The sequence below is a fragment of the Actinomycetospora sp. CA-084318 genome, from assembly GCF_050955885.1.
Lineage (GTDB): Bacteria > Actinomycetota > Actinomycetes > Mycobacteriales > Pseudonocardiaceae > Actinomycetospora.
This window is the reverse complement of record NZ_CP192098.1, coordinates 723888-750258: the sequence shown is the minus strand read 5'-3', so window position 1 is coordinate 750258 and position 26371 is coordinate 723888. Positions and strand designations below refer to the sequence as shown.

General features: G+C 73.5%; 22 protein-coding genes. 9 read left to right on the top strand and 13 right to left on the bottom strand.

Annotated elements, in window-relative coordinates:
- Positions 1-13: 13 nt before the first annotated feature.
- Positions 14-1306 carry an acyl-CoA dehydrogenase family protein gene (locus ACQPYX_RS03655; RefSeq protein ID WP_433801570.1) on the bottom strand — a complete coding sequence of 431 codons (1293 nt, stop codon included), beginning with the start codon at positions 1304-1306 and terminating at the stop codon, positions 14-16.
- Positions 1307-1532: 226 nt separating this feature from the next.
- Between ACQPYX_RS03655 and ACQPYX_RS03650 the strand changes: the two genes are divergently transcribed.
- Together ACQPYX_RS03650 and ACQPYX_RS03645 are read left to right on the top strand one after the other, a co-directional pair.
- A complete protein-coding gene (locus ACQPYX_RS03650) occupies positions 1533-2486 on the top strand; it encodes an MSCRAMM family protein (protein WP_433801569.1) in 954 nt (317 codons plus the stop codon).
- The gene (locus ACQPYX_RS03645) at positions 2483-3304 is read left to right on the top strand and encodes a YceI family protein (RefSeq protein WP_433801568.1); all 822 of its coding nucleotides are present in this window, start codon (positions 2483-2485) and stop codon (positions 3302-3304) included. Before ACQPYX_RS03650 ends, ACQPYX_RS03645 begins: the two co-directional genes overlap by 4 nt.
- A gap of 84 nt (positions 3305-3388) precedes the next feature.
- Here ACQPYX_RS03645 and ACQPYX_RS03640 read toward each other — a convergent pair whose 3' ends face one another.
- From ACQPYX_RS03640 to ACQPYX_RS03605, 8 genes are all read right to left on the bottom strand, one after another.
- The gene (locus ACQPYX_RS03640) at positions 3389-4465 is read right to left on the bottom strand and encodes a DUF1275 family protein (protein ID WP_433801567.1); all 1077 of its coding nucleotides are present in this window, start codon (positions 4463-4465) and stop codon (positions 3389-3391) included.
- Between the two features lie 77 nt (positions 4466-4542).
- The gene (locus ACQPYX_RS03635; protein ID WP_433803660.1) at positions 4543-6504 is read right to left on the bottom strand and encodes an MFS transporter; all 1962 of its coding nucleotides are present in this window, start codon (positions 6502-6504) and stop codon (positions 4543-4545) included.
- Between the two features lie 149 nt (positions 6505-6653).
- Positions 6654-7295, bottom strand: a complete 642-nt coding sequence (locus ACQPYX_RS03630) for a hypothetical protein (RefSeq protein ID WP_433801566.1) — start codon at positions 7293-7295, stop codon at positions 6654-6656.
- A 75-nt stretch (positions 7296-7370) separates the two neighbouring features.
- Positions 7371-7751, bottom strand: coding sequence for a 4-carboxymuconolactone decarboxylase (gene pcaC, locus ACQPYX_RS03625; RefSeq protein ID WP_433801565.1), 381 nt, complete (start codon positions 7749-7751; stop codon positions 7371-7373).
- Positions 7748-9091: a lyase family protein gene (locus ACQPYX_RS03620; protein ID WP_433801564.1), complete on the bottom strand. Its 1344-nt coding sequence runs from the start codon at positions 9089-9091 to the stop codon at positions 7748-7750. The genes pcaC and ACQPYX_RS03620 overlap by 4 nt, the downstream gene beginning before the upstream one ends.
- A gap of 49 nt (positions 9092-9140) precedes the next feature.
- On the bottom strand, positions 9141-9680 hold the full coding sequence (locus tag ACQPYX_RS03615; protein ID WP_433801563.1) for a type 1 glutamine amidotransferase domain-containing protein: 540 nt from the start codon (positions 9678-9680) through the stop codon (positions 9141-9143).
- A gap of 69 nt (positions 9681-9749) precedes the next feature.
- Positions 9750-10232 carry a DUF309 domain-containing protein gene (locus ACQPYX_RS03610; protein ID WP_433801562.1) on the bottom strand — a complete coding sequence of 161 codons (483 nt, stop codon included), beginning with the start codon at positions 10230-10232 and terminating at the stop codon, positions 9750-9752.
- 154 nt (positions 10233-10386) lie between these two features.
- Complete coding sequence (locus ACQPYX_RS03605; protein ID WP_433801561.1) at positions 10387-11505, bottom strand: TerC family protein; 1119 nt, start codon at positions 11503-11505, stop codon at positions 10387-10389.
- A 189-nt stretch (positions 11506-11694) separates the two neighbouring features.
- On the opposite strand from ACQPYX_RS03605, the gene ACQPYX_RS03600 reads away from it, so the two are divergent.
- Entirely contained in the window at positions 11695-12957 is a 1263-nt protein-coding gene (locus tag ACQPYX_RS03600) for a phosphodiester glycosidase family protein (RefSeq protein WP_433801560.1), read from the top strand.
- A 202-nt stretch (positions 12958-13159) separates the two neighbouring features.
- Here ACQPYX_RS03600 and ACQPYX_RS03595 read toward each other — a convergent pair whose 3' ends face one another.
- The 3 genes from ACQPYX_RS03595 to ACQPYX_RS03585 form a co-directional block, all read right to left on the bottom strand.
- On the bottom strand, positions 13160-13630 hold the full coding sequence (locus ACQPYX_RS03595) for a DUF4190 domain-containing protein (protein ID WP_433801559.1): 471 nt from the start codon (positions 13628-13630) through the stop codon (positions 13160-13162).
- A 147-nt stretch (positions 13631-13777) separates the two neighbouring features.
- On the bottom strand, positions 13778-15802 hold the full coding sequence (locus ACQPYX_RS03590) for an acyl-CoA dehydrogenase family protein (protein ID WP_433801558.1): 2025 nt from the start codon (positions 15800-15802) through the stop codon (positions 13778-13780).
- Positions 15803-15897: 95 nt separating this feature from the next.
- Entirely contained in the window at positions 15898-16578 is a 681-nt protein-coding gene (locus tag ACQPYX_RS03585) for a TetR family transcriptional regulator (RefSeq protein ID WP_433801557.1), read from the bottom strand.
- A gap of 137 nt (positions 16579-16715) precedes the next feature.
- Here ACQPYX_RS03585 and ACQPYX_RS03580 point away from each other — a divergent pair, with 137 nt between their 5' ends.
- The 6 genes from ACQPYX_RS03580 (at position 16716) to ACQPYX_RS03555 (ending at position 25278) form a co-directional block, all read left to right on the top strand.
- On the top strand, positions 16716-18005 hold the full coding sequence (locus tag ACQPYX_RS03580) for an acetyl-CoA C-acetyltransferase (protein ID WP_433801556.1): 1290 nt from the start codon (positions 16716-16718) through the stop codon (positions 18003-18005).
- 14 nt (positions 18006-18019) lie between these two features.
- A complete protein-coding gene (locus ACQPYX_RS03575) occupies positions 18020-19402 on the top strand; it encodes a 3-oxoacyl-ACP reductase (protein ID WP_433801555.1) in 1383 nt (460 codons plus the stop codon).
- Positions 19402-20256 (top strand): MaoC family dehydratase, encoded by an 855-nt coding sequence (locus tag ACQPYX_RS03570; RefSeq protein ID WP_433801554.1) that lies wholly within the window; start codon positions 19402-19404, stop codon positions 20254-20256. Before ACQPYX_RS03575 ends, ACQPYX_RS03570 begins: the two co-directional genes overlap by 1 nt.
- A 285-nt stretch (positions 20257-20541) precedes the next feature.
- A complete protein-coding gene (locus ACQPYX_RS03565) occupies positions 20542-21882 on the top strand; it encodes a hypothetical protein (protein ID WP_433801553.1) in 1341 nt (446 codons plus the stop codon).
- A gap of 23 nt (positions 21883-21905) precedes the next feature.
- Positions 21906-23126, top strand: coding sequence for a CynX/NimT family MFS transporter (locus ACQPYX_RS03560; protein ID WP_433801552.1), 1221 nt, complete (start codon positions 21906-21908; stop codon positions 23124-23126).
- A 103-nt stretch (positions 23127-23229) separates the two neighbouring features.
- On the top strand, positions 23230-25278 hold the full coding sequence (locus ACQPYX_RS03555) for a PhoX family protein (protein ID WP_433801551.1): 2049 nt from the start codon (positions 23230-23232) through the stop codon (positions 25276-25278).
- A gap of 43 nt (positions 25279-25321) precedes the next feature.
- Here ACQPYX_RS03555 and ACQPYX_RS03550 read toward each other — a convergent pair whose 3' ends face one another.
- On the bottom strand, positions 25322-26341 hold the full coding sequence (locus ACQPYX_RS03550; RefSeq protein ID WP_433801550.1) for an NADP-dependent oxidoreductase: 1020 nt from the start codon (positions 26339-26341) through the stop codon (positions 25322-25324).
- Positions 26342-26371: the final 30 nt, after the last annotated feature.

Here is a 26371-nt window from a genome sequence, read left to right as displayed (position 1 = left end):
CCGTCGGGAGCGGCTACCGGACGAAGGCGCTGTGCCCGGTGATCTTCTTCCCGACGATGAGCGTGTTCATCTCGCGCGTGCCCTCGTAGGAGTAGAGCGCCTCCGCGTCGTTGAAGTACCGCGCGATCCCGTTCTCCAGGATCGTCCCGTTGCCGCCGACGATCTGGCGGCCGAGCGCGACCGTCTCGCGCATCCGGTCGGCGCAGAACTGCTTCGCCAGCGCCGAGTGCGCGTCCGAGCCGCCCCCGCCGTCGATCAGCTGCGCGTTGCGGGCGGCCATCCCGAGCGAGGCGGTGGTGTTGCCGAGCATCTGCACGAGCGCGTCCTGGATCATCTGGAACCCGGCGATCGGGCGACCGAACTGCACCCGCTGCTGGGCGTAGCTCAGGGCCAGTTCGTAGGCCGCCATCTGCACGCCGACGCAGGCCCAGGAGGCGTTGCCGCGTGTGCGCCGCAGGACGCCGCCGGTGTCGGCGAACGTGCCCTGTCCGCCGGAGAGCCGACGGTCCTCGCCGACGCGGACGCCCTGCAGGGTGATGTCGGCGTTCTGCGTGATCCGCAGGGCCGTCTTCCCCTCGATCTTCGCGGTGGTCACCCCGGGGGTCTCGCGGTCGACGACGAAGCCGCGGACCGCGTCGCCGTCGCGGGCCCAGATGACGAGCACGTCGGCGAACGTGCCGTTGCCGATCCAGCGCTTGTGCCCGTCGATGACCCACTCGTCGCCGTCGCGGCGCGCGGTGGTCTCCATACCGCCCGCGACGTCGGAGCCGCCGTGGGGCTCGGTGAGGCCGAAGGCGCCGATCAGGTCCAGCCGCGCCATCGGCGGCAACCAGCGCTCCCGCTGCTCCGGGGTGCCGCAGGCGTCGATCGAGCCCATGGCGAGGCCGCTCTGCACCCCGAAGAAGCTGTTCGTCGACGCGTCGATCCGCGCGATCTCGGCGTGCACGAAGCCCATGAGCACGCGGCGGGCGGGCTCGGCGGAGAGCGTCGAGAGGCCGTAGGGCAGCCCCGCCAGGTCGAGGGCGGCGAACCCCCGCCGGAACTGCTCGGGGAACTCCGCGGCCTCCCAGGCCTCGTTCACCACGGGCGCGACGTCGGAGGCCAGGTAGCCGCGCAGCCGGCGCAGGATGTCGCGCTCGGCGTCGGTGAGCAGTTCGCCGTAGGCGTAGAAGTCGGCGACCCGCTCGGCGTCCGGGTCGAGCTCGAGATGCGGGCGGGGGAGGTCGGCGAAGGGGTCGCCGTGACCACCGGAGCGGTCCGCGGTGGCGGGCGCGAGGGAGGTGCGGTCGTCGGTGGGCGCAGCCATGACCTCAGCGTGCTCCGGGTGTCGCCCGGGCGCCAACGGATCGGTGGTGCACACCATCGGTGATCGCACGGGCGTCCGCCGCTAGATGCTTGTACGATGAAAGTGAAATTGGGGTGGCCCGTGGGGATTCGGGTGGCCGACGGGGTACCGGCTCCCCGAGAGTGGGGACGGACGCCCTCCCTCGTGGGCCCAGGGCGCCGAGACACAGCGGTTGAGGAGTGCGACGGTGGACGGACAGCAGCCGATCACGATCTTCGGGAAGATCACCCGTGGCGACGGCGGGCCGCTCCCGGGGGCGGCGCTGACGCTCTGCGACCTCGCGGGGGACCAGCTCGACCGCACGGTCGCCGACGACGCCGGTGAGTACCGCCTCTCCCCGTCGACCGGTGGCACGTACCTCGTCATCTGCTCGTCCTCGACCCACCAGCCGAAGGCCTCGCTGGTCGCGGTGTCGGACCGGCCGCTGCGCCACGACGTGTCGCTCTCCGGCGGGGGCGCCCTGCTCGAGGGCACCGTCGGCGCCTCGCGGGACGGCGCGCTCGCGGGGACGGCCGGTGTGGTCCTCACGCTGACCGACGTGCGCGGCACCGTCGTCGCCGTCGCCCGGTCGAACGCCGACGGCGGTTACCGGTTCGCCGACCTCGACGAGGGCACCTACACGCTCACCGCCGCCGCCCCGGACACCACGCCGGTCGCCGAGACCGTGCAGATCCCGGGCGAGGGCCGGGTGACCCGTGACATCGCGCTGGTCAGCCAGCTGCGCCTCTCCGGTGTCGTGCGCTCGGCCTCGGGCGGGCGCCCCGTCGCGGAGGCCCTGGCCACGCTGGTCGGGGCCGACGGCAACGTGGTGGGCGCCGCCGTCACCGGGGAGGACGGGAGCTTCGACTTCCCCGAGGTCGCCCCGGGGACCTACACGATCACCGCCAGCGGGTACGCGCCGGTGGCCAGCGAGATCGAGGTGGGCGCGGGACAGCCCTCCGAGGTCACCCTCACGCTCACCCCGCCCGCGCTGGGGCCGGCCGACGAGGCGCCGTCCGAGGTCACCCGGGCGTTCTCCGGCGAGGACTTCGGCGCCGACGCCGTCCCCGCGGGTGCCTACTCGAACGGCCACAACGGCCGCCACGCCACCGGTGAGCTCTACTCCGACCGCGGCTTCGACGCCGACGGCGGGCGGCGGTGACGGCCACGCAGTCGGGGACCCAGCGGGTCGGCGGCATCGCCGTCACCAGTGACGGCTGGCCGGTGCCGTTCGCCGTCGTCACGGTGATCGACGCCGCCGGGCGGCAGATCGGCGGCACGGCGGTCGACGACGACGGGCGGTTCGTCCTCGACGGGCTGCCCGCCGGGCCGTGCACCGTGATCACCTCGGCGGTCGGGCACACCCCGTCGGCGCGGCCGGTCGCCGGCCCCGCCTCGGGTGACCTCGGCCGCGTCGTGCTCACCCGCACCGGCGCGCTGGAACTCCCGGCGCCCGGGCGCTGGGAGATCGACCCGGTGCACTCGCGGATCGCGGCGTCGGCGTTCCACCTCGGCATCACGAAGGTGCACGGCCGGCTCCGCCGGTTCACCGGCGCGATCGACATGGGGCCCTCGTTGGACACCTCGCGGGTCACGGCGGCCATCGAGTCGGGCAGCGTCGACACCGACGACGAGCGCCGCGACGAGCACCTGCGCGCCCCCGACTTCCTCGACGTCCTGCGCTTCGGCGAGATCCGGTTCGCCTCGACGCAGATCGCGCGGCACACGGCCGACCACTGGACGATGTACGGCGACCTCGAGCTCAAGGGCGTCCAGAACAAGGTCGCCCTCGACGTCGTCTACCACGGGGCGGGGCCGGACCTCTGGGGCGGCGAGCGCGCCGGGTTCTCCGCGACCACGCAGCTCTCCCGCGACGACTTCGACATCTCGTGGAACCAGTCCGTGATCGCCGGCATCTTCGCGATCGGGCGCACCCTGCGGATCGAGATCGACATCGAGGCGGTCCGGGTCACCGGGTAGGTCCCGGCCCGCCGCGAGGGTCACACCAGGCAGCCCCGGCCGCCCGGAAACCTGCCCCACGTGCACCTCGCGGCGGCCCGACGCTCAGACCGACGCACCCAGCACCACGTCGTGCTCCACCGAGTCGCCCTCCACCGTCACGACGACCGCGCGCGGCCGGGAGGCCCCGCCGCCCATCCGGTGCGGCGTGCAGATCAGCACGAACTCGCCCGCCTCGGGCGGGCGCAGCTCGAAGTGTCCGTCGGGTTCGGTGTGCACCCGGGCGACCTGCTGCCCGGCCATGTCCACCAGCGTGACCGCCGCGGCGCTCGGGTCGCCGTCACCGTCGACGACCCGCCCGGTGAGCCGCCCGATCCCGTCCGCGGGCTGCTCGTCGACCAGGTGGTGCTCCTCGGCGGTCGCCTCCGCGTCGGGCACCTCGGTCTGCGGGTCGGGGGCGAACTCCGGTTCCCCGGCGACCAGCCCACCGTGGTTCGCGCGGGTCACGACCGCCATGAGCCCGATGGCCACGGCCACGAGCAGCACGGGGACCACGAAGGCGAAGTCCGGTTCCACCCGGGCGACCACGGCGTTGCCGCCCGCGGCCACCACGATGATCGCGATCCGCAGCGGTGAGTTCCAGTTCCAGGTGAACGGCTTGTGCAGCTCGACCAGGCTCGAGACCCAGTTGGTCACCGTGCCCGAGAGGAAGCTCGTCGGCGTGCCGGCGGGGCCGACGTAGCGCATCGCCGCGGCCTGGATGCCCATCGCCAGGCCGGCGCCCAGCACGAGCACGACCACCCGGGGCTGGGCGAGGGCCTCGTCGTCCACGGTGTAAAAGAACGCCCCGACCGCGACGAGGAGGGCCAGCTCGACGGTCAGCGCGACCCCGACCGCGTTGCGCCACGGCAGGCGCCGCATCGCGATCCCGCAGACGACCGTCCCGACGATCAGGCCGCTGCAGTAGCCGGCGATCGCGGTGAGGTTGTCCAGCGCCTGGAACCAGTCGCCCTGCCCGATCCCGAGGCCGAGCAGGACGAGGTTGCCGGTCATCGTCGAGGCGAAGACCTCGTTGAACGCGAAGAACGTGACGACGTCGATGGCTCCGGCAGCGGCCGTCAGGACGATCGTCACGGCGCTGAGCAGCCCTGGCCGGCGCTCCGGTTGGTCGAATCCGGTCATGATCTACATGATTGGGTCCAACCGTGACGAGCACATGAACGACGCCCGTGACGATCCTCATGAACCGGACGGACCGGTCAGCGGCGACCCAGCACGAGGTCCACGTCGACCGCGCCGCCGTCGACCGAGACCTGCGTGGCCCGCGGCGCCGCGGTGTGGGCGGCGTCCTGCGGGGTCGCGATGACCAGGAACTCGCCCGAGCGCGGCGGCTCGATCCGGAAGCGGCCCTCCGCGTCCGCCACCGCCCGGCCCGCCTGCCGGCCGGCGTGGTCCACGAGGGTCACGACGGCGGGTGCGGGTGCGGCGTCCGGGCCGGTCACCCGGCCCCGCAGCACCCGGCCGCCGCTCGGCGCGCCGACCAGGGCGCCGTCGCCGTCGTCGTAACCCGGCTGGACCGCCTCGGTGACCGCCGCGCCGTCGATCTCGTCCGCACCGTCCGCCGCCCGCTCGTCCGGCTCGACGTAGGCGTACTTCCCGCCCCGCAGCAGCGACGCGAGGGCCGCGACGACGCAGCACAGCGCGGCGAAGGACAGCGCGAAGGTGAGGCCGTCGGCGAAGGGCCCGCTGATCAGCTGCGGGAAGAACGAGCGACCGGTGAGGAACCCGGCCTGCTCCGGGCCCACCTGGGCGAGCACCTGCGGGCCGAGCAGGGTCTGCATCGGGTTGTAGCCGAGCAGGGCGGCGAACAGGGTCGAGACCGGCGGGAGCTCGGCGATGCGCTGGGCGGCGTCGGCGGGCACGCCGTGCGCCACGAGCCCGTCGTGCAGGGCGGTCGGCAGGGTGCGGGAGAGGCCGAGGATCAGCATCGAGAAGAAGATGCCGATCGACAGCACCGTCGCACCGTTCTGGAACGTCGACGTCATGCCCGCGGCCGCGCCGCGCTGGCGGGGCGGGACGCTGTTCATGATCGCCGCCCGGTTCGGCGACGAGAACAGGCCCATCGACAGCCCGTTGACCGCGAGGATGATCGCGAAGCCGACGTAGCCGAAGTCGACCGGCAGGAACGAGAGCAGCAGGAAGCTCACGGCCGCCCCGAGCATGCCGACCGTCGCGTAGGCACGGGCGCCGTGCCGGTCGGACAGGATGCCCGAGACCGGTCCGGCGACGAGGAACCCGATGGTCAGCGGGACCATGTAGATGCCGGCCCACAGCGGCGTCGACTCGTAGTCGTAGCCGTGCTGGGGCAGCCAGATGCCCTGCAGCCAGATGATGAGGATGAACTGCAGGCCGCCGCGCCCGAGGGCGGCGAGCAGGCTCGCGATGTTCCCCGCGGTGAAGGCCCGGATGCGGAACAACGACAGGTGGAACATCGGCTCCGCGACCCGCGTCTCGATCACGGCGAACGCGCCGAGGACCACGACACCGCCGATGAGGCAGACCAGCACGAGCGGCGAGGTCCACCCCATCACGTGGCCGCCGTAGGGCTGGATGCCGTACGTGATGCCCATGAGCACGGCGACGAGGCCGACGGCGAAGGTGACGTTGCCCCACCAGTCGATCCGCGCCTCGTGCCGCTCCCCCACCTCGCGCAGCTTGAGGTAGGCCCAGATCGTGCCGAAGACGCCGATCGGGACGCTGACCACGAACACGAGGTGCCAGGCGATCGGCGCGAGGACCCCGCCGACGATCAGGCCGATGAACGACCCGGCGATCGCGGCGACCGAGTTGATGCCGAGGGCCAGGCCGCGCTGGTGGGTGGGGAACGCGTCGGTGAGGATCGCCGTCGAGTTGGCCAGCAGCAGCGCGCCGCCGATGCCCTGCAGCACGCGCATCACGATCAGCCAGATCGCGCCCGCGTCGCCGTGCATCCAGGTGACGGCGAGCAGGATCGAGAAGAGCGTGAAGACCGCGAAGCCGAGGTTGTACATCCGGGTGCGGCCGTACATGTCGCCGATGCGCCCGAAGCTGACGACGAGCACCGCGGTCACCACGAGGTAGCCCATGATCAGCCACAGCAGGTAGCTGATGTTCGACGCCGCGAGCGGGTCGATGTCGATCCCGCGGAAGATGTCCGGCAGCGCGATGAGCAGGATCGACATGTTGATCGTCACGATCAGCACGCCGAGGGTGGTGTTGGACAGCGCCACCCACTTGTAGCGATCGGTCGACACGCTGCCGCCCCCTCGTCGTTAGCCTACGCAAATAGACTGTACGCGCGCGGGACCGGGGCGGCGAGACGACGGCGGGGTCAGGACCCGGCGGGCACCAGCACGGGCAGCACGCGCTGCGCCAGGTCGACGAGCAACGACCGCTGCTGGTCGGCGGACATCGCACCGCCGCGCGTCAGCGTCAGACTCACCGTCACCTGCCGGTAGGCGACGACGAGGATCGGCCCGTCGGGATCGGAGAAGAACGTCCCCTGCGCCGCGCCGATCGGGGTCGCCACGCCGGTGACGCCCTCGCCCTGCAGCACCTGGTTGTTCACCGCGACCTGCGCGAGCGCGGCCTCGGCCGAGTTGTAGCCGCTGGTCAGCAGCTTGAGCACCTGCGCACCCTGCGGCGCGGCGCCGGGGCCGCCGGTCGAGGTGTAGGTGCAGGTGACGCGCTCGAGACGTCCCACCGAGGGCGCGGGGACGTCGCGCAGCGACCGCACGTCGACGGTGCCCAGCGGCAGGCCGAGCAGGTTCGGCAGGTCGTCCTTCGACAGGATCTGGTTGCAGTCGGTCGGCACGAGCGTCGACCGGGACGGCGGCGCACTGGCCGGGGCCGCGGCGCCGGGCCCGGGGAACGTCGGGACGGGCGGCGTCGCGAGCTGCTCCTCGGAGGAACAGGCCGCCGCGAGCACCACGAGGGCCGCCGCCACCGCGACCCGCAGAAATCGTCCCCGCACCCTCGTCCCCTCGACCGCACCGCCCGGACTCCCACGGTATCGGGACCTCCGGGCGGTCCGCGTCAGGAGCACCGGTCAGTCCTCGGGGATCTCCGCCAGCACCTTCTGTGCCACCCCGAACGCGCGGTTGGCGGCCGGGACGCCCGCGTAGACCCCGACCTGCAGGAGCACCTCACGGATCTCCTCCCGCGTGAGGCCGTTGCGCACCGCCGCGCGGACGTGCATGGCGAGTTCGCCGTCGTGGTGCAGGGCGGCGAGGACCGAGAGCGTGACGATGCTGCGCTGGCGCCGGTCGAGGCCGGGCCGGTTCCACACGCCGTCCCACGCGTACCGGGTGATGAACGCCTGGAAGTCCGCGGTGGTCTCGTCGGTGTTCGCGATCGCGCGGTCGACGTGCTCGTCGCCGAGCACCTCCCGGCGGGTCGCGAGGCCGGCGGGGTCGAGGTCGCTGTTCACGGTCGGTCCTCCTGGGAACGGGTGGCGAGGTAGTCGTCCACGAGGGCGGCGGACTCCCCCGTGTGCGACGACGGGTCGAGGGCGGCGTCGATCTCGGCGCGGGTGACGTCGGTGCCCGCCACGGCCTCGGCGAGCACCTCGGCGAAGGGGCGTCCGGAGTCGAGCGAGGTGGACGCGGCCGCGGTGACCAGCGTCTTCGGGTCGGCCACCCGGCCGCGCAGCATCGTCGTGACGTTCTCGGCGAGCAGCAGCCCGCCGGTGACGCCGAGCGCGGCTTCGATGGCGGCGGGCTCCACCACGAGGTGGCCGAGCGAGTCCGCGAGCCAGGCCGCGCCCGACCCGGTCGTGCGGAGGAGCTCGCGCAGCGGGACCCACTCCGCGTGCCAGGGGCCGGCGGCCCGCTCGTACTCGTGGCCGGACGCGGCCGTGAGCACGGCGGCGACGAGGCCCGGGACGGCCACGGCCGCGGCGCGGGCGGAGACCGCACCGACCGGGTTGCGCTTGTGCGGCAGCGTCGAGGACCCGCCGCGGCCGGGGACGTCCTCGCGCACCTCGGCCACCTCGGTCTGGGCGAGCAGCACGAGGTCGGTGGCCACCGACCCCACCGCCGCACCGGCGCGACCGAGGATCCCGGCGAGCGCGGCGATCCGCCCCCGCTCGGTGTGCCACGCGAGCACGGGCTCGTCGAGCTCCAGCCGACGGGCCAGCGCCGCCCGCACGGCCCGGCCGTCGCCGGCGAACGCCGCGAGCGTGCCGACGGCCCCGCCGAGCTGGACCGTGGGGCGCCACGCGCGCAGGGCCGCGACCGCGTCGTCGAGACCCGCCGCCCAGCCCGCGGCGCGCAGCCCGACGGTCACCGGCGCGGCCTGCTGCAGCAGCGTGCGTCCGGCGGCGGGGGTGTCGCGGTGCGTCCGCGCCAGGGAGGCCGCCGCGTCGGCCGCCGCGACCAGGTCCGTGGTCAGCGCCGCCACGGCCCGCGAGGCCACGAGCATCGACGCCGTGTCCATCACGTCCTGGCTCGTGGCGCCCCGGTGCACCGCGGCGGCCGCCTCGTCCTCGCCGTCGGCGCGCAGCACCGCCCGCAGCGCCGCGACCAGCGGCACCACGGGGTTCCCGGAGGCGGCGGCGTCGACAGCGAGAGCGGTGACGTCGACGCGGTCGGCCGTGCACGCCCGCCCCACCGCGTCGGCGGTCGACCGCTCCAGCGTGCCCGCGTCCGCGGCCGCCGCGGCCAGCGCGGCCTCCGCCTCGAGCAGCGCGTCGAGCCAGGCCCGGTCGGAGACGGCCTCGCGGGCGCCCCCGCGGGCGAGGATCGCGTCGAACAGGCCGGGAGCGGTCACGCGCGCATCATGCCGCGCGCGTCGCCCCGGCCCGCGACGGTCCTCCCGCTCAGGCGAACTCCTTGACGATCGTCGCGCAGAACGCGTCGAGGTCGTCCGGGTTGCGGCTCGTGATCAGGCCCTGATCGACGACCACCTGCTCGTCGACGACGGTGCCGCCGGCGTTGCGGATGTCGGTCCGCAGGCTGGGGAACGACGTGAGGCGCTTACCACGCACGAGGTCGGCCTCGACCAGGGTCCACGGCGCGTGGCAGATGGCGGCGATCGGCTTGCCCGCCCCGGCGACGGCCTGCACGAAGGCGATGACGTCGCCGTTCTGCCGGAGCGTGTCCGGGTTGCACGTCCCGCCCGGCAGGATCAGGGCGTCGAAGTCGTCGGCCGAGACGTCGGCGATCGCCCGGTCCACGGTGAAGGTGTCCCCCGGGTTGATGTCACCGTTCATCGCCTGGATCTCGCCCGTGTCCACCGAGATCAGCGTCGTGGTCGCGCCCGCGTCCTCGGCCGTCCGGCGCGGCTGTTCCAGCTCGACCTGCTCCACGCCGCTGGCCGCGAGGATCGCGACGCGCTTGCCGGAGAGTTCGTTCGCCATGCGGGGCTCCTCCGTCGGGGATGGTTCGTCCGGGCGGCGGTTGCCCACGGCCGGTCGCGACCGAAACGGTCAGCGCACGAGCCGCGGCGGCGTCCCGACGTCGAGTTCCCCACCGGCCTCGACGGCGTCCGCGCGGGTCTGCGCCCATGCGACGACCCCCTCGGCGTCCACCCCGTGCCGCCCGGCCACGGACGCCCCCGAGCCGAGGTTGTCCGCCCCGCGCCGCAGCAGCGAGACCGCGCCCCGCCGGTTGCCGCGCTGCGCGTGGGTGAGGCCCACCGCGAGCTGTGCGAGACCCTGCCAGAAGGCCCGCTCGTCGTCGGCCCCGGACTTCCACGCACCCTCGAGCACCTCGTGGGCGTGGAACGGGAACCCGCCGTCGAGCAGGCGCTGCGCCTCGCGCAACGCCTCGTCGGGCGGCAGGACGACGTCCTCGTCGACCCGCCCGACGCCGGCCGCACCGGGCGGCAGGGGGCGCCCGGCGGCGTCGCGGGGCCGGGCGTTGCGGGCCCGTCCCGTCTCGTCTCGGTCGCGGTCGGCGCGTGAGGTCACGCCCTCCACCGTGACACGGCGCGCTTGAGCGCCCCGTGTGCGGCGGAGTGCGTCACATACGGTGCGGATCGCCGCACTCCCCGACGGACGACGGGCCGCCCGTCACCGGTCTGCGGTGACGGACGGCCCGCTCGTGGGGGGGGTGGTGCGGCGATCAGGTCCGACGCGAGGCGTCCGCCGGCTCCTCCGCGGCGGCCGGGGCACCGGTCCCGTTCGACGAGGTCCCGTTCGACGAGGTCCCGCTCGCCGGGGTCCCGTGCGAGGAGTCGTCGTGGTCGTCCGGTCCCGTGGACGCGGTCCCGGCCTCCTCCTTCGGCGGCAGCCCCCGCGTCGCGTACAGGCTCGTGATGGTGACGACCGTCAGCGTCACGAGGATCACCGCCAGCGACAGCGGGGTCGGTACCTCGGGGATGGCCGGGTTGATGTCGACGTGGAGCCAGTGGAGGATCAGCTTCACGCCGATGAAGGCCAGGATGAACGCCAGGCCGTACGACAGGTGGACGAGGCGCTCGAGGAGCCCCACCAGCAGGAAGTACAGCGCGCGCAGGCCGAGCAGCGCGAACGCGTTCGCGGTGAACACGATGTAGGCGTTCTGCGTGATGCCGAAGATCGCGGGGATCGAGTCGAGCGCGAAGACGAGGTCCACCGAGAGGATCACCGCGACGGTGATGAACAGCGGCGTGACCCCGAGCTTGCCGCCGACCTTGCGCCAGAGCTGGCCGTCGTGCTTGTCGCCCGGCTTCGTGTCCTCCTCGTGGACGGTCACGAACTTGCGCGTGAGGCGCACGGCGACGTTGTCGCTCATGTCCTTCGGCTCGTCACCGTGCGAGCGCACGAGGCCGTAGGCGGTGTAGAGCAGGAACGCCCCGAAGATCACGAAGGCGAAGCTGAACGCGTTGATCACCGCGGCGCCGATGAGGATGAAGATCGCGCGCATCACGAGCGCGCCGATCACACCCCAGAGCAGCACCTTCTGCTGATGCCGCTTCGGCACCGCGAACTGCGCCAGGATCACCGCGAAGATGAACAGGTTGTCGACCGAGAGGCTCTTCTCGACCAGCCAGCCCGAGATGTACTCGACGCCCGACTGGGAGCCCATGAAGATCCAGACTCCGACCCCGAAGGCCAGCGCCACCACGATGTAGATGACCGACCACAGGGTCGCCTCGCGGAAGCTGACCTCGTGGGGTGAGCGGGCGTGCCAGATGTCGATCGCGACGAGGACGGCGATGCCGCCGACCGTCGCAGCCCAGACCCAGAACGGGACGGTCACCTCAGCCTCCTACCGGCCAACTGTCGATTCCCCTGTCCAACGACATGGGGAAGCCTTTGAGTTCCCTTTACCCCGTGAGGCCCGCCACGCCACCCGACGAGGGGAACTCTGCCGCTCCCGTCGCGTCGTCGCCCGCCCTGCACGCCCACTCGGGCGACGCTGGTGCTCCGAACAGCCGTAAGGAGCGTCATGGCAGTAGGCAGGGTCACAGCGACGACCGTCCTGGCGGTGGTCGTGTTCGCCCCGACCGCCCTCGCTGCCCCGCCTCCGACGCCCCCGGCGCCACCTCCTCCGGCGTCCTCCGACGGCCGGATTCTCGATGCCCTGCTCGGCGCGCGCGCCGACGACGTGCCGGGCACGCAGTACCGCGAGTTCACGACGACCGCGGCGGCCGGCCGGGTGCGCGGACACCTGATCCGGGTCGACCTCGCGAACCGGACGGTGGCGATCCGTCTCCTCCGACCGGCCGTCGTGAGCGCCGTGGGCACGGTGCCGGACCTGGCCGCGCGCGCCGGGGCGATCGGCGGGGTCAACGGCAACTTCTTCGACCAGGGCGGCACCGGTGCCTCGGTGGGCGTCGAGCTCGAGAACGGGGCCCTGGTGAAGTCCGCCGTCCCCCTCGGGCGCCGGCCCGCCCCACCCGGACCGCCCGGGTCGAGCCCGGACACCGTCCTCGGCATCGGCACCGACGGGGTGGGCCGGATCGGGCGCGTGCTGTTCTCCGGCACCGTGCGCCTCGCCGGGCGTGAGGTGCCGCTCGCCGGACTCAACCTCTACGCCGTCCCGGTCGGCGGGGTCGCGGCGTTCACGCCGGCGTGGGGCGGGGCGACCCGGGCCCGCACCGTGTGCGGCAGCGACACCGACGCGAAGGCCCCGTGCGCCCGGGACGCCGTGGAGGTGCGGGTGAAGGCCGGGAAGGCGGTGGCGGTCGGACCGGTCGGGACCACCGCGGTGCCCGCCGGGGAGGTCGCCCTGGTCGCCCGCGACGCGGCCGCCGCGGGGATGCGGGCCCTGCGTCCCGGCGACCCCGTCGACGCCCGCTGGACCGCCCTCGCCCCCGACACCCCGCCGCTGCGCACCGCCCTCGGAGCGCTCGCGCTGGTCCGGGACGGCGCCCCGTGGCCGGGACTGCAGACCTCCGAACGCGCCCCGCGCACCGCGGTCGGGCTCTCCGCCGACGGCCGGACCCTCTTCCTGATCGCCGTGGACGGCCGCCAGGAGGCGAGTGTCGGGGCCACGCTCGCCGAACTCGGACGCCTGGTCACCGATCTCGGCATCCCGCAGGCCGTCGCCCTCGACGGCGGTGGGTCGACGCAGATGGTGCGACGCCCGGCCGGGGGACGGCTCGGCGTCGTGAACGTCCCGTCCTCGTCCCCCCTGCGCGCGGTGGCCGACGGACTGGCCGTGGTGCCGGCCGGACGGGATTTCCCGGCCGGGGCGGGAACATCGTGACGGCGGGCGTGGTTGGATCGGGTGTCCGGGCCGGGCGCCATGTGCCCCCGGGTCTCAATAATAAGAGCCGCCAGGGACGATCGTTCGGCTGAAGCCCTGGTGTGCCACGCGCCGCGAGGCGGCTCATCGCCCGGCTCGGACACCCACGACGCGAACGGGCCCCGGCACCATCAGGTGCCGGGGCCCGTCGTCGTACCGGGGTCTACTGCCCGCCGCCCCCGCCGAGGTTCGGCAGCTGCGACTGGAACTGCTCCTGGCACTGCGCCAGGGCCTGCTGCACCGCGGCCGGGTTGCCGGCGTTCTGCGCCTGCGACAGGCACTGCTGCAGCTGGTCGAGCGAGTTCCCGCCGCCGGACTGGAAGAAGGCGAAGAGCCCGACGCCGACCACGATCATCAGGATGATGTTCACGATCACCGAGAGCAGGCCCAGCAGCAGACCGGTGAGCGCCACGCCTCCGTTGGTCGCCTGCTGCTTGCGCACCCGGCCGCGACCGATGACGCCGAAGATGACGGCGAGCAGCCCGAGGAGGAAGCCGACGATCGGCAGCCACCAGCAGGTCAGCAGGCCGAGGATGCCGAACACCAGCGCTGCCGTGCCCATGCCGTTCTTCGGCTTCGGCGGCGGGGTGGCGGTGCCGGCATCCCACTGGCCCTGCGGGAAGGGCTCGGTCACGTCGGTTGTCCTCTCGGATCGGGGCCGGGTGACCACCTTCTACCCTTCGCGTCCGGTTTCACACCGGAACGCGGCCGTACCCGGACGAACGAACGACGCGTTCGTGGCTTCTCTCCGCACGAACGCGTCGTTCGTTCCGGACGGGGCTCAGGCGCCCCGCGCCCCCGTGTGCGCGATGGCCTCGTCCTGCCGACGGGTCTCCGCGCCGGTCGCGATGGGCGCGTCGATCCAGGCCTCCGGGATGCCGAACGCGTCGATCAGCGCCCGGGCGTGCGGGCGCAGCCCGAGGCACAGCTCGTTGATCTCGGCGGTGATCGCCTTCGACCGTGCCGCCGAGATGCGGCCGTGCTCGAGGAACCACCCCTTGTCCTGCTCGACGACGCTCAGCGCGTAGAGGTCGCACAGCGAGCGCATCAGCTGCTGCGCCTCCGGGTCGGTCTGCGCCTCGCAGGCCCGGTTGAAGGCGTCGAGCACCAGCCCGTCCAGGTGGGCCCGGGCGGCGTGCAGCAGGTGGTCCTGGGCCCGGTTGAAGATGTCGAACGCCCGGTCGGGCGAGACGCCCTTGCCGCGGGCGGGACGCAGCCGCCGGACCAGCCCGTCGAGGGTGTGCTCCTCGCGGTCGTCGAGCAGCTTGATCTGCCAGGACGCGTCGAGGACGGCCTCGTCGTCGCCGCCGGCCGCCGCACCGCGCAGCCGCTCGGCGAGCTGGTGCAACGACGTGCGCTCGGCGACGGTGTCGAGCACCTGGTCGGCGACGAACCGGATCGTGCCCAGGGTGTCGAGGTTGCCGAAGTCGTCGGCGTAGCCCGAGATCAGGCCCTTGGCCACGAGCTGGAGCAGGACGGTGTTGTCGCCCTCGAACGTGGTGAACACGTCGGTGTCGGTGCGCAGCGTGCCGAGCCGGTTCTCCGAGAGATAACCCTGGCCGCCGCACGCCTCACGGCAGACCTGGATGACCTCGGTGGCGTTCCAGGTCGACAGCGCCTTGATGCCCGCGGCACGGGACTCGAGCTCGCGCTGGCGCTTCTCGTCGACCGAGCCGCCGGCCTCCCGCTCGGTCTGGATGTCGTGCAGCATCTCGACGAGCTCGTTCTGGGCCAGGCGCAGCGCGTAGGTGCGGGCCAGCAGCGGGAGCAGCTTCCGCTGGTGGGCGAGGTAGTCGAGGATGACGATCTCGCCGGCACCGCCCGGCGCCGCGAACTGACGCCGGGCCTCGGCGTAGCGCAGCGCGATCGTCAGGGCGAGCTGGGCGGCGCCGACCGCCGAGCCGGAGACGCTGATGCGGCCGCGCACGAGCGCGCCGAGCATCGTGAAGAAGCGGCGGTTCTCGCTCTCGATGGAGCTGGAGTAGGTGCCGTCGGGGGCGACGGTGCCGTAGCGGTCGAGCAGGTTCTCCCGCGGCACGCGCACGCCGTGGAAGGCGAGCCGGCCGTTGTCGACGCCGTTCAGTCCCTCCTTGTGCCCGTCGTCGGTGATCTCGACGCCGGGCAGGACGTCGCCCTGCTCGTCGCGCAACGGCACGAGCACCGCGTGCACGCCGTGGCGGGCCGGCGCCTCGCCCTCGGGCGCGGACCACAGCTGCACGAAGACGACGGCCATCCGCCCGTCCCGGGCGGCGTTGCCGATGTAGTCCTTGCGGGCCGACTCGGTGGGCGTGTCGACCACGAACTCCTGCGTCGCCGGGTCGTACGTGGCGGTGGTGTGCACCGACTGCACGTCCGACCCGTGGCCCGTCTCGGTCATCCCGAAGCAGCCGGGCAACGACAGGTCCATCACGGCGGGCAGGTACCGGGCCTGCTGCTCGGCGTTGCCCAGGGCCTGGATGGCGCCACCGAACAGGCCCCACTGCACGCCGCTCTTGACCTGGAGCGACAGGTCGGCGAACGCGAGCATCTCGAACGAGACGACCGAGCCGCCGATGTCGCCGCGACCGCCGACCGCCGTCGGGAAGCCGTGCACGGCGTGGCCGTCGGCGGCCAGCTGCCCGAGCATGTCCCAGACCCGGGCGCGGTAGCTCTCGGTGTCGGTGCCCGGGGCCACCCGGAGATCGGCGAAGTCGTCCCGACCCCGGATCTCGTCCCGCAGCCAGGACCAACGGCCGTCGAGGGAGCGGCGGACCGCGGCGACGGCGGCGGGGGTGACGTCGGACGGCAGGGACAGCGGAGCGGCCATCGGTGAGGCCTCCTCGGTGCTTGTTACTGGTCGGTAACCACGGTTGTACCGCGTACCGGGAGTACCCGCTTCCCCGCGTGGGGCGCGTCACCCGCTCAGGCGGAGGCGGCCGAGGAGTTGACGGTGCGGTCGAGCCCGCCCCAGGCGAGGTCGGCGACCTCGTCGGTGATGACCTCGCGCGCGACCTCGGGCCGCGCCGTCAGCCAGTGGTCCCCCACCGACCGGACCATCCCGACGACCGCGTGCCCCCATGTGACCGCCGGCGCCGGGTCGCGGCCCTGCCGGTGCAGCTCGGTGGTGATGATCTCGCCGACGTGGTCGCCGATGAACGACGTCAGGTCGCCCACGAAGTCGCCCTCGCCCGCCGACGCGGTGCGGTCCGAGCCGGGCGGGCGCATCACGTAGCGGTAGATGTCGGGGTCGCGCTCGATCAGGGCGAGGTAGGCGTCGATGCCCTGCCGGAGGATCTGCTGCGGCGGCCCGGCGGTCCGCATCGCCTCGGCCACCTGCGCCACGATCACGGCGCCCACCCGCTCGCAGACGGCCTGGTAGAGGTCGAACTTGTCGGCGAAGTGCCGGTACACCACGGTCTTCGAGGTCCGCGCCTGGGCCGCGACCTGGCTCATGCCCACGTCGGGGCCGAACTGCCGGATGGCGACGATCGTCGCGAGCGTGAGTTCCTGGCGCCGGGCCCGCCGGTGCTCGTCCCACCGACTCGAACGTTTGTCGCGACGGGGCGGCGGGGCAGTGTCCTGCTCCGATGCGCCGTCGGTCACAGCGCCCTCCGGCGACGAGGCACGGCGGCCACGCCGACCCGACCCCTCGTCCTCGTGACGATGCGAACGACGACTCACGGCACCCACGGTACCTGCTACTTTTGAGTAACCAAGCCCGAACCTCCCTGGAGGACCCCATGGCCAGCCCCCGTCGCGCGGCGGTCGTCGGCGCCAACCGCATCCCGTTCGCCCGCTCCAACGGCGCCTACGCGCGCGCCTCCAACCAGGACATGCTCACCGCGGCGCTCGACGGTCTCGTCGCCCGGTTCGGGCTGACCGAGGAGCGCATGGGCGAGGTCGTCGCCGGCGCCGTCCTCAAGCACAGCCGCGACTTCAACCTCACCCGTGAGGCCGTCCTCGGCTCGCGGCTCTCCGCCGCCACCCCGACCTACGACGTGCAGCAGGCGTGCGGCACCGGCCTCGAGGCCGCGATCCTCATCGCCAACAAGATCGCCCTCGGGCAGATCGAGGTCGGCATCGCCGGCGGGGTGGACACCACGTCCGACGCCCCGATCGCCGTGAACGACGACCTGCGCGAGGTCCTGCTCGAGGCCAACCGCGCGAAGTCCACCGCCGGCGTCGTCAAGGCCCTCGCCGGCCTGCGCCCGGGGCAGATCGTCCCCGAGATCCCGGCCAACCGGGAGCCGCGCACCGGCATGGCGATGGGCGAGCACGCCGCCATCACCGCCGCGCACTGGGGCGTCGAGCGGACCGCGCAGGACGAGCTCACCGCGCTGTCGCACCAGAACCTGGCGAAGGCCTACGACGCCGGGTTCTTCAACGACCTCATGACCCCGTTCCTCGGGCTCACGAAGGACAACAACCTCCGCGCGGACTCCACGGCCGAGAAGCTCGGCAAGCTCAAGCCGGTGTTCTTCCCCGCGGGTGGGGACAAGGCCGAGGCCACCATGACGGCGGGCAACTCGACGCCGCTGACCGACGGCGCCGCCACGGTGCTGCTCGCCTCCGACGAGTGGGCCGCCGAGCGCGGGCTGCCGGTGCTCGCGCACCTGGTCGACGCCGAGACCGCCGCCGTCGACTACGTGCACGGCGACGAGGGCCTGCTGATGGCGCCGGCGTACGCGGTGCCGCGGATGCTCGAGCGCAACGGCCTCACCCTGCAGGACTTCGACTTCTACGAGATCCACGAGGCCTTCGCCTCGACGGTGCTCGCCACGCTCGCCGCGTGGGAGAGCCCGCAGTTCTGCAAGGAGCGCCTGGGGCTCGACGCGCCGCTCGGCTCCATCGACCGCGCCAAGCTCAACGTGCACGGCAGCTCGCTCGCCGCCGGCCACCCGTTCGCCGCGACCGGCGCCCGCATCGTGCCGACGCTCGCGAAGATCCTGCACGAGAACGGCGGGGGTCGCGGGCTCATCTCCATCTGCGCCGCCGGCGGCCAGGGCGTCGTCGCCATCCTCGAGGCCTGAGAAGGGACACGTCCATGTCGCACGACTGGTACTCCGACTTCGTCAACTCGGGCTTCGGCCGGGCGATCGCCGGCAACGTCGGCCTGCCCCCGGTGCCGAAGCTGCGTCGCTGGCAGCCCGGCCAGCCGCTGCTCTCCGGGGCCGCCCTGCTCGGCACCGCGACCGCGAACGGCCGGGTGGCCAAGGTCGTCCGGGCCGTGCTCGCCGACGCCGGCGTGGAGGTCCACGAGGACCCGGCCGCCCCGATCGGGGGCGGCTCGTCGTCCTCGAAGGTGGCCGCGGCCGTCCTGGACGCCACCGGGCTGTCCAGCCCGCGCGACCTCGCCGCGATCCAGCAGTTCCTCACGCCGGTGATGCGCCGGGTCGGCCCGTCGGGCCGCATCCTCGTCGTCGGGGACGTCCCGGCGGAGGCCGAGCGCCCCGCCGTGCGGGCCGCCCGCCGCTCGCTCGAGGGCCTGGTCCGCTCGGCGGCCAAGGAGGCGCGCTACGGCGCCACCGTGAACCTGGTGCACGTCGCCGACGGGGCCGAGAACGACCTCGAGTCGACGCTGCGGTTCTTCCTCTCCTCCCGGTCCGCGTTCGTCGACGGGCAGCGGCTCGACGTCGGCACCGTGCCCGGCTACGCGGGCTCCTCCGCCGGGACCGACTGGGACCACCCGGTGACCGGCAAGGTCGCCGTGGTCACCGGCGCCGCGCGCGGGATCGGCCGGACCGTCGCGCAGACGCTGGCCCGCGACGGCGCGACGGTCGTCGCGGTCGACGTGCCGTCCGCGGGCGACGCGCTCGCCCACACCGCGAACGACGTCGGCGGCACGGCGCTGCAGCTCGACATCACCTCCGAGGGCGCGGGCGAGGCGATCCTCGAGCACTGCCGCCGCCACGGCGGGATCGACATCGTGGTGCACAACGCGGGCATCACCCGCGACAAGCTGCTCGCGAACCAGGACACCGACCGCTGGAACTCGGTCATCGACGTCAACCTGAACTCGCAGCTCGCGATCAACGACGTGCTGCTGGCGTCGTCCGACGACGACGGGTTCCACCGCGGTGGGCGCATCGTCACCGTCTCGTCGATGGCCGGCATCGCGGGCAACCGCGGCCAGACCTCCTACGGCGCCTCGAAGGCCGGCGTCATCGGGCTGGTCGAGGCCACCGCCCCGCTGCTCGCGGACAAGGACGCGACGATCAACGCGGTCGCGCCCGGGTTCATCGAGACCGCGATGACCGCGGCGATGCCGGTCGGCACCCGCGAGGCGGGCCGCCGGCTCTCGTCGCTGACCCAGGGCGGGCTGCCGATCGACGTCGCCGAGACCATCGCCTGGTTCGCGCAGGGCGCCTCCTACGCGATCAACGGGCAGGTCCTGCGCGTCGACGGCCAGAACTACCTGGGGGCCTGATGCCGACCGAGACCCTCGACAGCCCGCCCACCCTGGGCGCGCTGTACGGCCGGGCCCTGCTGACGGCCCGGTCGGGTGGCGAGACGCTGCCCGACCGGACCCTCGAGCTGGTCAACGCCACGATCGACGCCGACGCGGTGGCGGACTACGCCCACGTCTGCGGGTTCCGGGTGGGCGGCGAGCTGCCGATCACCTACCCGCACATGCTGGCGTTCCCGCTGCAGATGCGGCTGATGACCGACCGCGAGTTCCCGCTGCCCGCGCCGGGCATGGTGCACCTGCGCAACGTCATCACCCAGCAGCGTCCGCTCGCCGTCGGGGAGCCCCTGGTGGTGCGCGTGCACGCCGAGCGCCTCGTGGCGCACCCGAAGGGCGCGCAGGTCGACCTGGTCTCCTCGGTCGGCCTTCCCGACGACGAGGCGGCGTGGCACTCGCGCTCGACCTACTTCGTGCGCGGGGCGAGCGCCGAGGAGCCGACGGACGCGGCGCCGCCGGAGCCCGAGCCGCACGTCGGGGACCGGCCGCACGCGGTGTGGACGGTGCCCGGCGACATCGGCCGCCGCTACGCCGCGGTGTCCGGCGACGTGAACCCGATCCACGTCAACGGTCTCGCCGCGAAGGCGTTCGGGATGCCGGGCACCATCGCGCACGGCATGTGGTCCAAGGCGCGTGTGCTCGCCGCGCTCGCCGGCCGCACCGACGGGGCCGTCACGGTCGACGCGGTGTTCCGCTCGCCGCTGCGCATCCCGTCGAAGGCCTTCCTCTACACGGCGGCCACGAAGGACGGGTGGGACGCGGCCCTGCGGTCGAAGGGCAAGGACCACCTGCTGCTGACGGTGCGCCCGGCGTCGTAGGCCCGCCCGGCTCCCTGCGTGAGGGGAACCCTCGAGCGCTCTCGTGGCGTGAGGGTTCCCCTCACGCGTTCCCGGGGGGACCCGAACCTGTCGCGAGCCGCCCTGTCCGCGAGCTGCACACCAGGCATCCGCGGCGGCCCGTCGACCTGCCCCACGTCACCCTCGCGCGGAAGTCGGACACCCCTGGACGAACCCGGACAACGCAATCCGATCGCCCGCGACACGTGTCACCGAGGACACCCCGCTTCACGGTGACGCCGCAGGTCACGAGCACGATGACCACTCGTGGCCCCGCACTCCCCGTCCGCTCTCGACCCCACCGGGACCGGACCCACCGACCGGATCGAGCGCCCCGACGACCGGGTGGACACGCCCGAGCCGACCGGACCCGAGCCGACCCGACCCGTCGTCGGGAGGAGGCGGTTCCGGTTGCTGCCGCGGCGCCGGTGGCTCCGCCGGACGCTCGCCGCGCTGGTCGTGGTGGTCCTGCTCGTCGGCGTGATCGCCGCACCGTCGCTGGTCCACGCGCTGACCCGGCCCGGCTCGGACACGGTCGCGGCGCGGCTGGCCGAGTGGGGCCGGGACCACGGGCTCGGGTCGGTGGTGACCGCGCTGGAGTCGGCGCAGTACCAGCTCGACCAGCCGCCGACCGGCGGCGCCCCGGTCGGCGGCATCCCACACGCGAACGGCGCGGTCGCCGACCGGCCCGGCGGCAGCCCCGCCCCGCCGCCCCTGCCCGCGCCCGCCGGGCTCTCGCCGCTGCCCGGTGAGGGGCAGTGGCAGACCGTGGTGTCGACCCCGCACGGGGACGCGGTCCGCGTCGCCTCGGTGCGCCCCGACGCCCAGCACACCTCGTTCACCGTCGGCGTGCTGTGGATGGACCCGACGCTGGTGCGCGGCGTGCTGCACCCCGGCTCCGAGGACCCGGGCGGGACCTGGTCGGTGCCCCCGTCGATCGACGCGACCGAGCAGCGCACCGTCGTCGCCGCCTTCTCCGCGGGCTTCCGCCTGCAGGGCGACAGCCACGGCGGCTGGTACCTCGACGGCCGCGAGGCCCGGCCGCTCGTCCCCGGCGCGGCCAGCCTCGTGATCCGCAAGGACGGCACGGCGGACGTCGGCGCGTGGGGCAGCGAGGTCCGGATGGGCCCCGACGTCGTGGCGGTGCGCCAGAACCTGGTGCCGCTCGTCGACCAGGGCGTGGTCAACCCGACCTGCGCCACCGGCGGCACCGCCGAGTGGGGGTCGACCGTCGGGCAGGCCGCCTACATCAACCGGTCGGCCTTCGGCGTGACGGCGACCGGTGCGGAGGTCTACGTCGGGGGTCCGGCGCTGTCGGTGTGCACGCTCGGTGAGATCCTGCGCAGCGCGGGCGTGGTCCGCGGGATGGAGCTGGACATCAACCCGGCGTGGGTGACCGGCGCGTACTTCCACCCCACCGGCAACCCGCAGCCCGACGCCTTCCAGCTCTTCCCCGGCGAGCAGGTCGGGGCCCAGCACTACCTGCAGACCTCGAGCCGGGACTTCCTCTCCTTCGACCTGCGGACGGTGGCCGACACCGCCGGCGCACCGCCCTCCACGCAGCACAGCGGGACGAAGCACACGTCGCCCGGGAGGCATCACCGGTAGTTGCCCGATGTAAGGATGTCGGCGTGTCGACGTCGCGCCTCCGGACCGCCCTGCTCGTCGTCGCCGTCCTGCTCATCGCGCTGAACCTGCGCCCGGCGGTGGTCGCGGTGTCGCCGCTGGTCGCCCAGATCCGCGCGGACCTCGGGATCTCGAGCGCCGTCGCCGGGCTGGTGACGACGCTGCCGGTGCTCTGCTTCGGACTGCTCGCCCCGGTGGCGGGGCGGGTGGCGCGCCGGCTCGGGCTCGAGACGACGCTGCTGGTGGCGCTGCTCGTCCTGACGACGGGCATCCTCGTCCGGCTGGTGCCCTCCCTCGCGGCCCTGCTGGCGGGCAGCCTGCTGGCCGGCGTCGCGATCGCGATCGGCAATACGCTGATGCCCGTCGTGGTCAAGCGCGACTTCCCGCACCGCACCGGCGCGATGACCGGCGCGTACTCGACGATGATCTCGGCGGGCGGCGCCCTGTCGGCCGCCGTCATGGTGCCGATCGAGCAGGCGACCGGGCTCGGCTGGCGTCCGGCCCTCGCGCTCTGGGCGATCGGGGCCGGCCTCGCGATCGTGCTGTGGACCCCCTGGGTGCTGCGGGCCCGCCGCGCGGCCGCGGCGGCGCCTCCCGCCGCCCCGGCGGCCCCGGTCCGCGGACTGTGGGGCTCCGCGCTCGCGTGGCAGGTGACGCTGCTGATGGGCCTGCAGTCGCTGCAGTTCTACTCGTTCACCGCCTGGGCGCCGACGCTGTTCGTCGAGCGGGGGCGCACCCCCGCCGAGGCCGGTCTCCTGCTCTCGCTCACGGGTCTGGCCTCCCTGGTGACCTCGGCGCTCACCCCGGTCCTCGCCACCCGGCGTCCGACCCAGTTCCACCTGGTGGGCCTGCTGATCGGGCTCTGGGTGGTCGGCTACCTCGGCCTGCTCCTCGCCCCGGACGGCACCGCCGCCCTGTGGATGGTGATCATCGGACTCGGTCAGGGCGTCGGGATCTCCCTGGGTCTCACCCTCATCACGCTGCGCTCGCCCGACGCGGCGCACACCTCGGAGCTCTCCGGCATGGCGCAGGGCGTCGGCTACGTGGTGGCGGCGGCCGGGCCGTTCGCGCTGGGCGCGATCCGGGACCTGACCGGCGGTTGGACCTGGCCGGTGCTCACGCTGCTCGTGATGCTCGTCCCGCTCACCGTCGCCGGGTTCGGGGCGGCCCGCGATCGGCACGTCGGCCTCGGCACCGCGGAGCGGCCGGCCGCAGCGGTGCGCTGACCCTCGTTCATCCGACGTTCGTCTCCCGTGCCCGGTTTGTCCGCGATCGGTGCCTACCGTCCGGTTGACCACCACACGATCGGACGACCGGGAGCTCCCCCACGTGAACCGCCGTCTCCTGCCGCTGCTCACCCGCACCGGACACCGCCGCTCCGCCACGCACTGCCGCTACAAGTGCGGTGACGCCTGCGACGCCCCGGTGCGCAACCGCAGCGACAACCCGACCTTCCGCGAGGTGGTCGCCGGCACCGTGAGCCGGCGCAGCGTGCTGTCCGCGGGCCTCGTCGTCGGGGCGACCGGAGCGTTGGCGGCCTGCGGCACCGGCACCGGAGGCGGCGCGGCCGCCGCTCCCACCTCGCCGTCGGCCCCCGTGCCGCCCTCTCCCGGCCTGGGCTTCACGGCGGTGCCGCCGAACACCGCCGACGCGGTGACGGTGCCCGAGGGCTACTCGCAGCAGGTCCTCATCCGCTGGGGCGACCCCGTCGTGACCGGCGCGCCCACCTTCGACGTCGCGAGCCAGACGGCCGAGAAGCAGGCCCTGCAGTTCGGGTTCAACAACGACTTCCTCGCCGTCATCCCGATCCCCGGCGACCCGACCCGGGCGTTGCTCGTCGCGAACCACGAGTACACGACCGAGCCGTTCATGCACCCCGGCTACGTCGCCACGGCCCCGACGCCGGAGCAGATCCGGATCGGGATGGCCGCGCACGGGATGAGCGTCGTCGCGGTGTCGCTGGATCCGTCGTCGGGACGGCCGACCTCCGTGCTGCAGGACCCGCTGAACCGTCGCGTCACCGCGACGACGCCCTTCACCCTGACCGGCCCCGTGGCGGGCGACCCGCTGGTGCGCACGACCGCCGACCCCGAGGGCCGGACCGTGCTGGGCACGCTCAACAACTGCGCCGGCGGGACGACGCCGTGGTCGACCGTGCTCTCCGGCGAGGAGAACATCGACCAGTACTTCGCGAACGGCGCGGCCGTCGCCGACCCGGTGCTGAAGGCCCGCTACGAGCGCCTCGGGCTCGACGGCGAGGCCAGCGAGCGGCTCTGGGAGACCGCGGACCCGCGGTTCGACCTGCTCCGCGAGCCGAACGAGGCGCACCGGTTCGGCTGGGTCGTCGAGCTCGACCCGTTCGACCCGGCGGCCGCGCCGCGCAAGCACACCGCGCTCGGCCGGTTCAAGCACGAGGGCGCGACGGTGCGGGTGCTCCCCGACGGCACGACCGTCGCGTACATGGGCGACGACGAGCGCTTCGAGTACGCCTACAAGTTCGTGTCCTCGGCGAAGGCTCGCCCCGGCACGGCGCCCGCCGACCGCGCGTTCAACCAGACACTCCTCGACCAGGGCACGCTCTTCGTCGCGACCTTCACCGGTGAGCCCCGTCCCGACGGGGGCTCGGGTGGCCGGGGCGAGTGGCGCCCGCTGGTGGAGTCACGTCCCGACGGCACCGCGCGGTCCTTCGTCCCGGGCTTCTCCGGCACCGAGGTCCTGCTGTTCACCCGCCAGGCCGCCGACGTCGTCGGCGCCACGAAGATGGACCGCCCCGAGGACGTCGAGCCGCACCCGGTCACCGGCGCGGTGTACATGGCGCTGACCAACAACGACGAGCGCGGCGTCGAGCCCGGTGCCGCCGGCCCGGACGCCGCCAACCCGCGCCGCGAGAACACCAACGGCCAGGTGCTGGAGCTCGTCGAGGACCGCAACGACCCGACAGCGACGACCTTCGCCTGGTCGCTGCTGCTCGTCTGCGGCGACCCGACGGCGGCGGACACCTACTACGGCGGGTTCGCGAAGGACCAGGTCAGCGCGATCTCCTGCCCGGACAACGTGGCCTTCGACCCGACGCACGGCAACCTGTGGGTCTCCACCGACGGCAACGCGCTCGACTCGAACGACGGGCTGTTCGCGGTGTCGCTCGCCGGGGCCGACCGGGGGCGGGTCAAGCAGTTCCTCACCGTGCCGAAGGGCGCCGAGACGTGCGGTCCGGTGATCATGGCGAACTGCGCGATGGTGTGCGTGCAGCACCCGGGCGAGGTCGACGACGCGTCCCTGGACCGCCCGGCCTCGCACTGGCCGGACGGCGGGACCAGCCCGGCCCGGCCCGCCGTCGTCGTGGTGTGGCGGACCGACGGAGGTGGCTTCGCCACGTGAGTACTTCTGACGGTGATCACCGTCAGAAGTACTCACGGGCGCGTCAGCGCACCTGGACCAGCGCCTTACCCGTGTTCTCGCCGCGCAGCAGGCCGAGGAACGCGTCGACGGCGTGGTCGATGCCCTCGGTCACGGTTTCGGCGAACCGCACCCGCCCGTCGGCGACCCACGGCGTCACCTCCTCGAGGAACGCCGGGAAGCGGTCGAGCGAGTCGGTGACGATGAAGCCCTGGATCGACAGGCGCTTCTTGACGATCTGGAAGAGGTTGCGCGGGCCGGGTGTGGCGTCGTCGTCGGTGTCGTTGTAGTGCGCGATCGCCCCGCAGGCGGCGATGCGGGCGTGGTCGTTCGCCACGGCGATGGCGGCCTCGAGGTGGTCCGCGCCGACGTTGTCGAAGTAGACGTCGATGCCGTCGGGGGCGGCCTTCTCCAGCTGCTCGCGCACCGGGGCGTCCTTGTAGTTGAACGCCGTGTCGTACCCGAGCTCGCCGGTCAGCCAGGCGACCTTCTCCGCCGAGCCGGCGCTGCCGATCACCCGCGACGCGCCCTTCTGCTTCGCGATCTGCCCGACGAGGCTGCCGACGGCACCGGCGGCCCCGGAGACGAAGACGGCGTCACCGGACCGGAAGGCGGCGTGGTCGAGCAGGCCCACCCAGGCGGTCAGGCCCGGCGCCCCGAGGACCCCGAGGTAGGCGCGGGGGTCGACGCCCTCGACGTCGGAGACCTTCTGCAGGTGCTTCGCCTTCGAGATGCCGTGGTCGCGCCAGGCGAGGTTGCCCAGGACGAGGTCGCCGACGGCGAGGTCGGTCACGTCGTCGCCGAGGGCGGTCACCTCGCCGACCGAGCGGCCGTCCATGGCCTCGTTCAGCCGGAACGGCGGGACGTAGGAGGGGACGTCGTTCATCCGGCCCCGCATGTAGGGGTCGACCGAGAAGTACCGGTTCGCCACCTCGACCTCGCCGGACCCGGGCGCCGGGAGCTCGCGCTCGACCAGGGCGAAGTCGTCGGGCGTGGGGAAGCCCTGCGGGCGGCGGGCGAGGTGGACCTCGTGTGCGGTCGTCATGTCGTCCTGACTACCCCTCGGGTCGGGGGC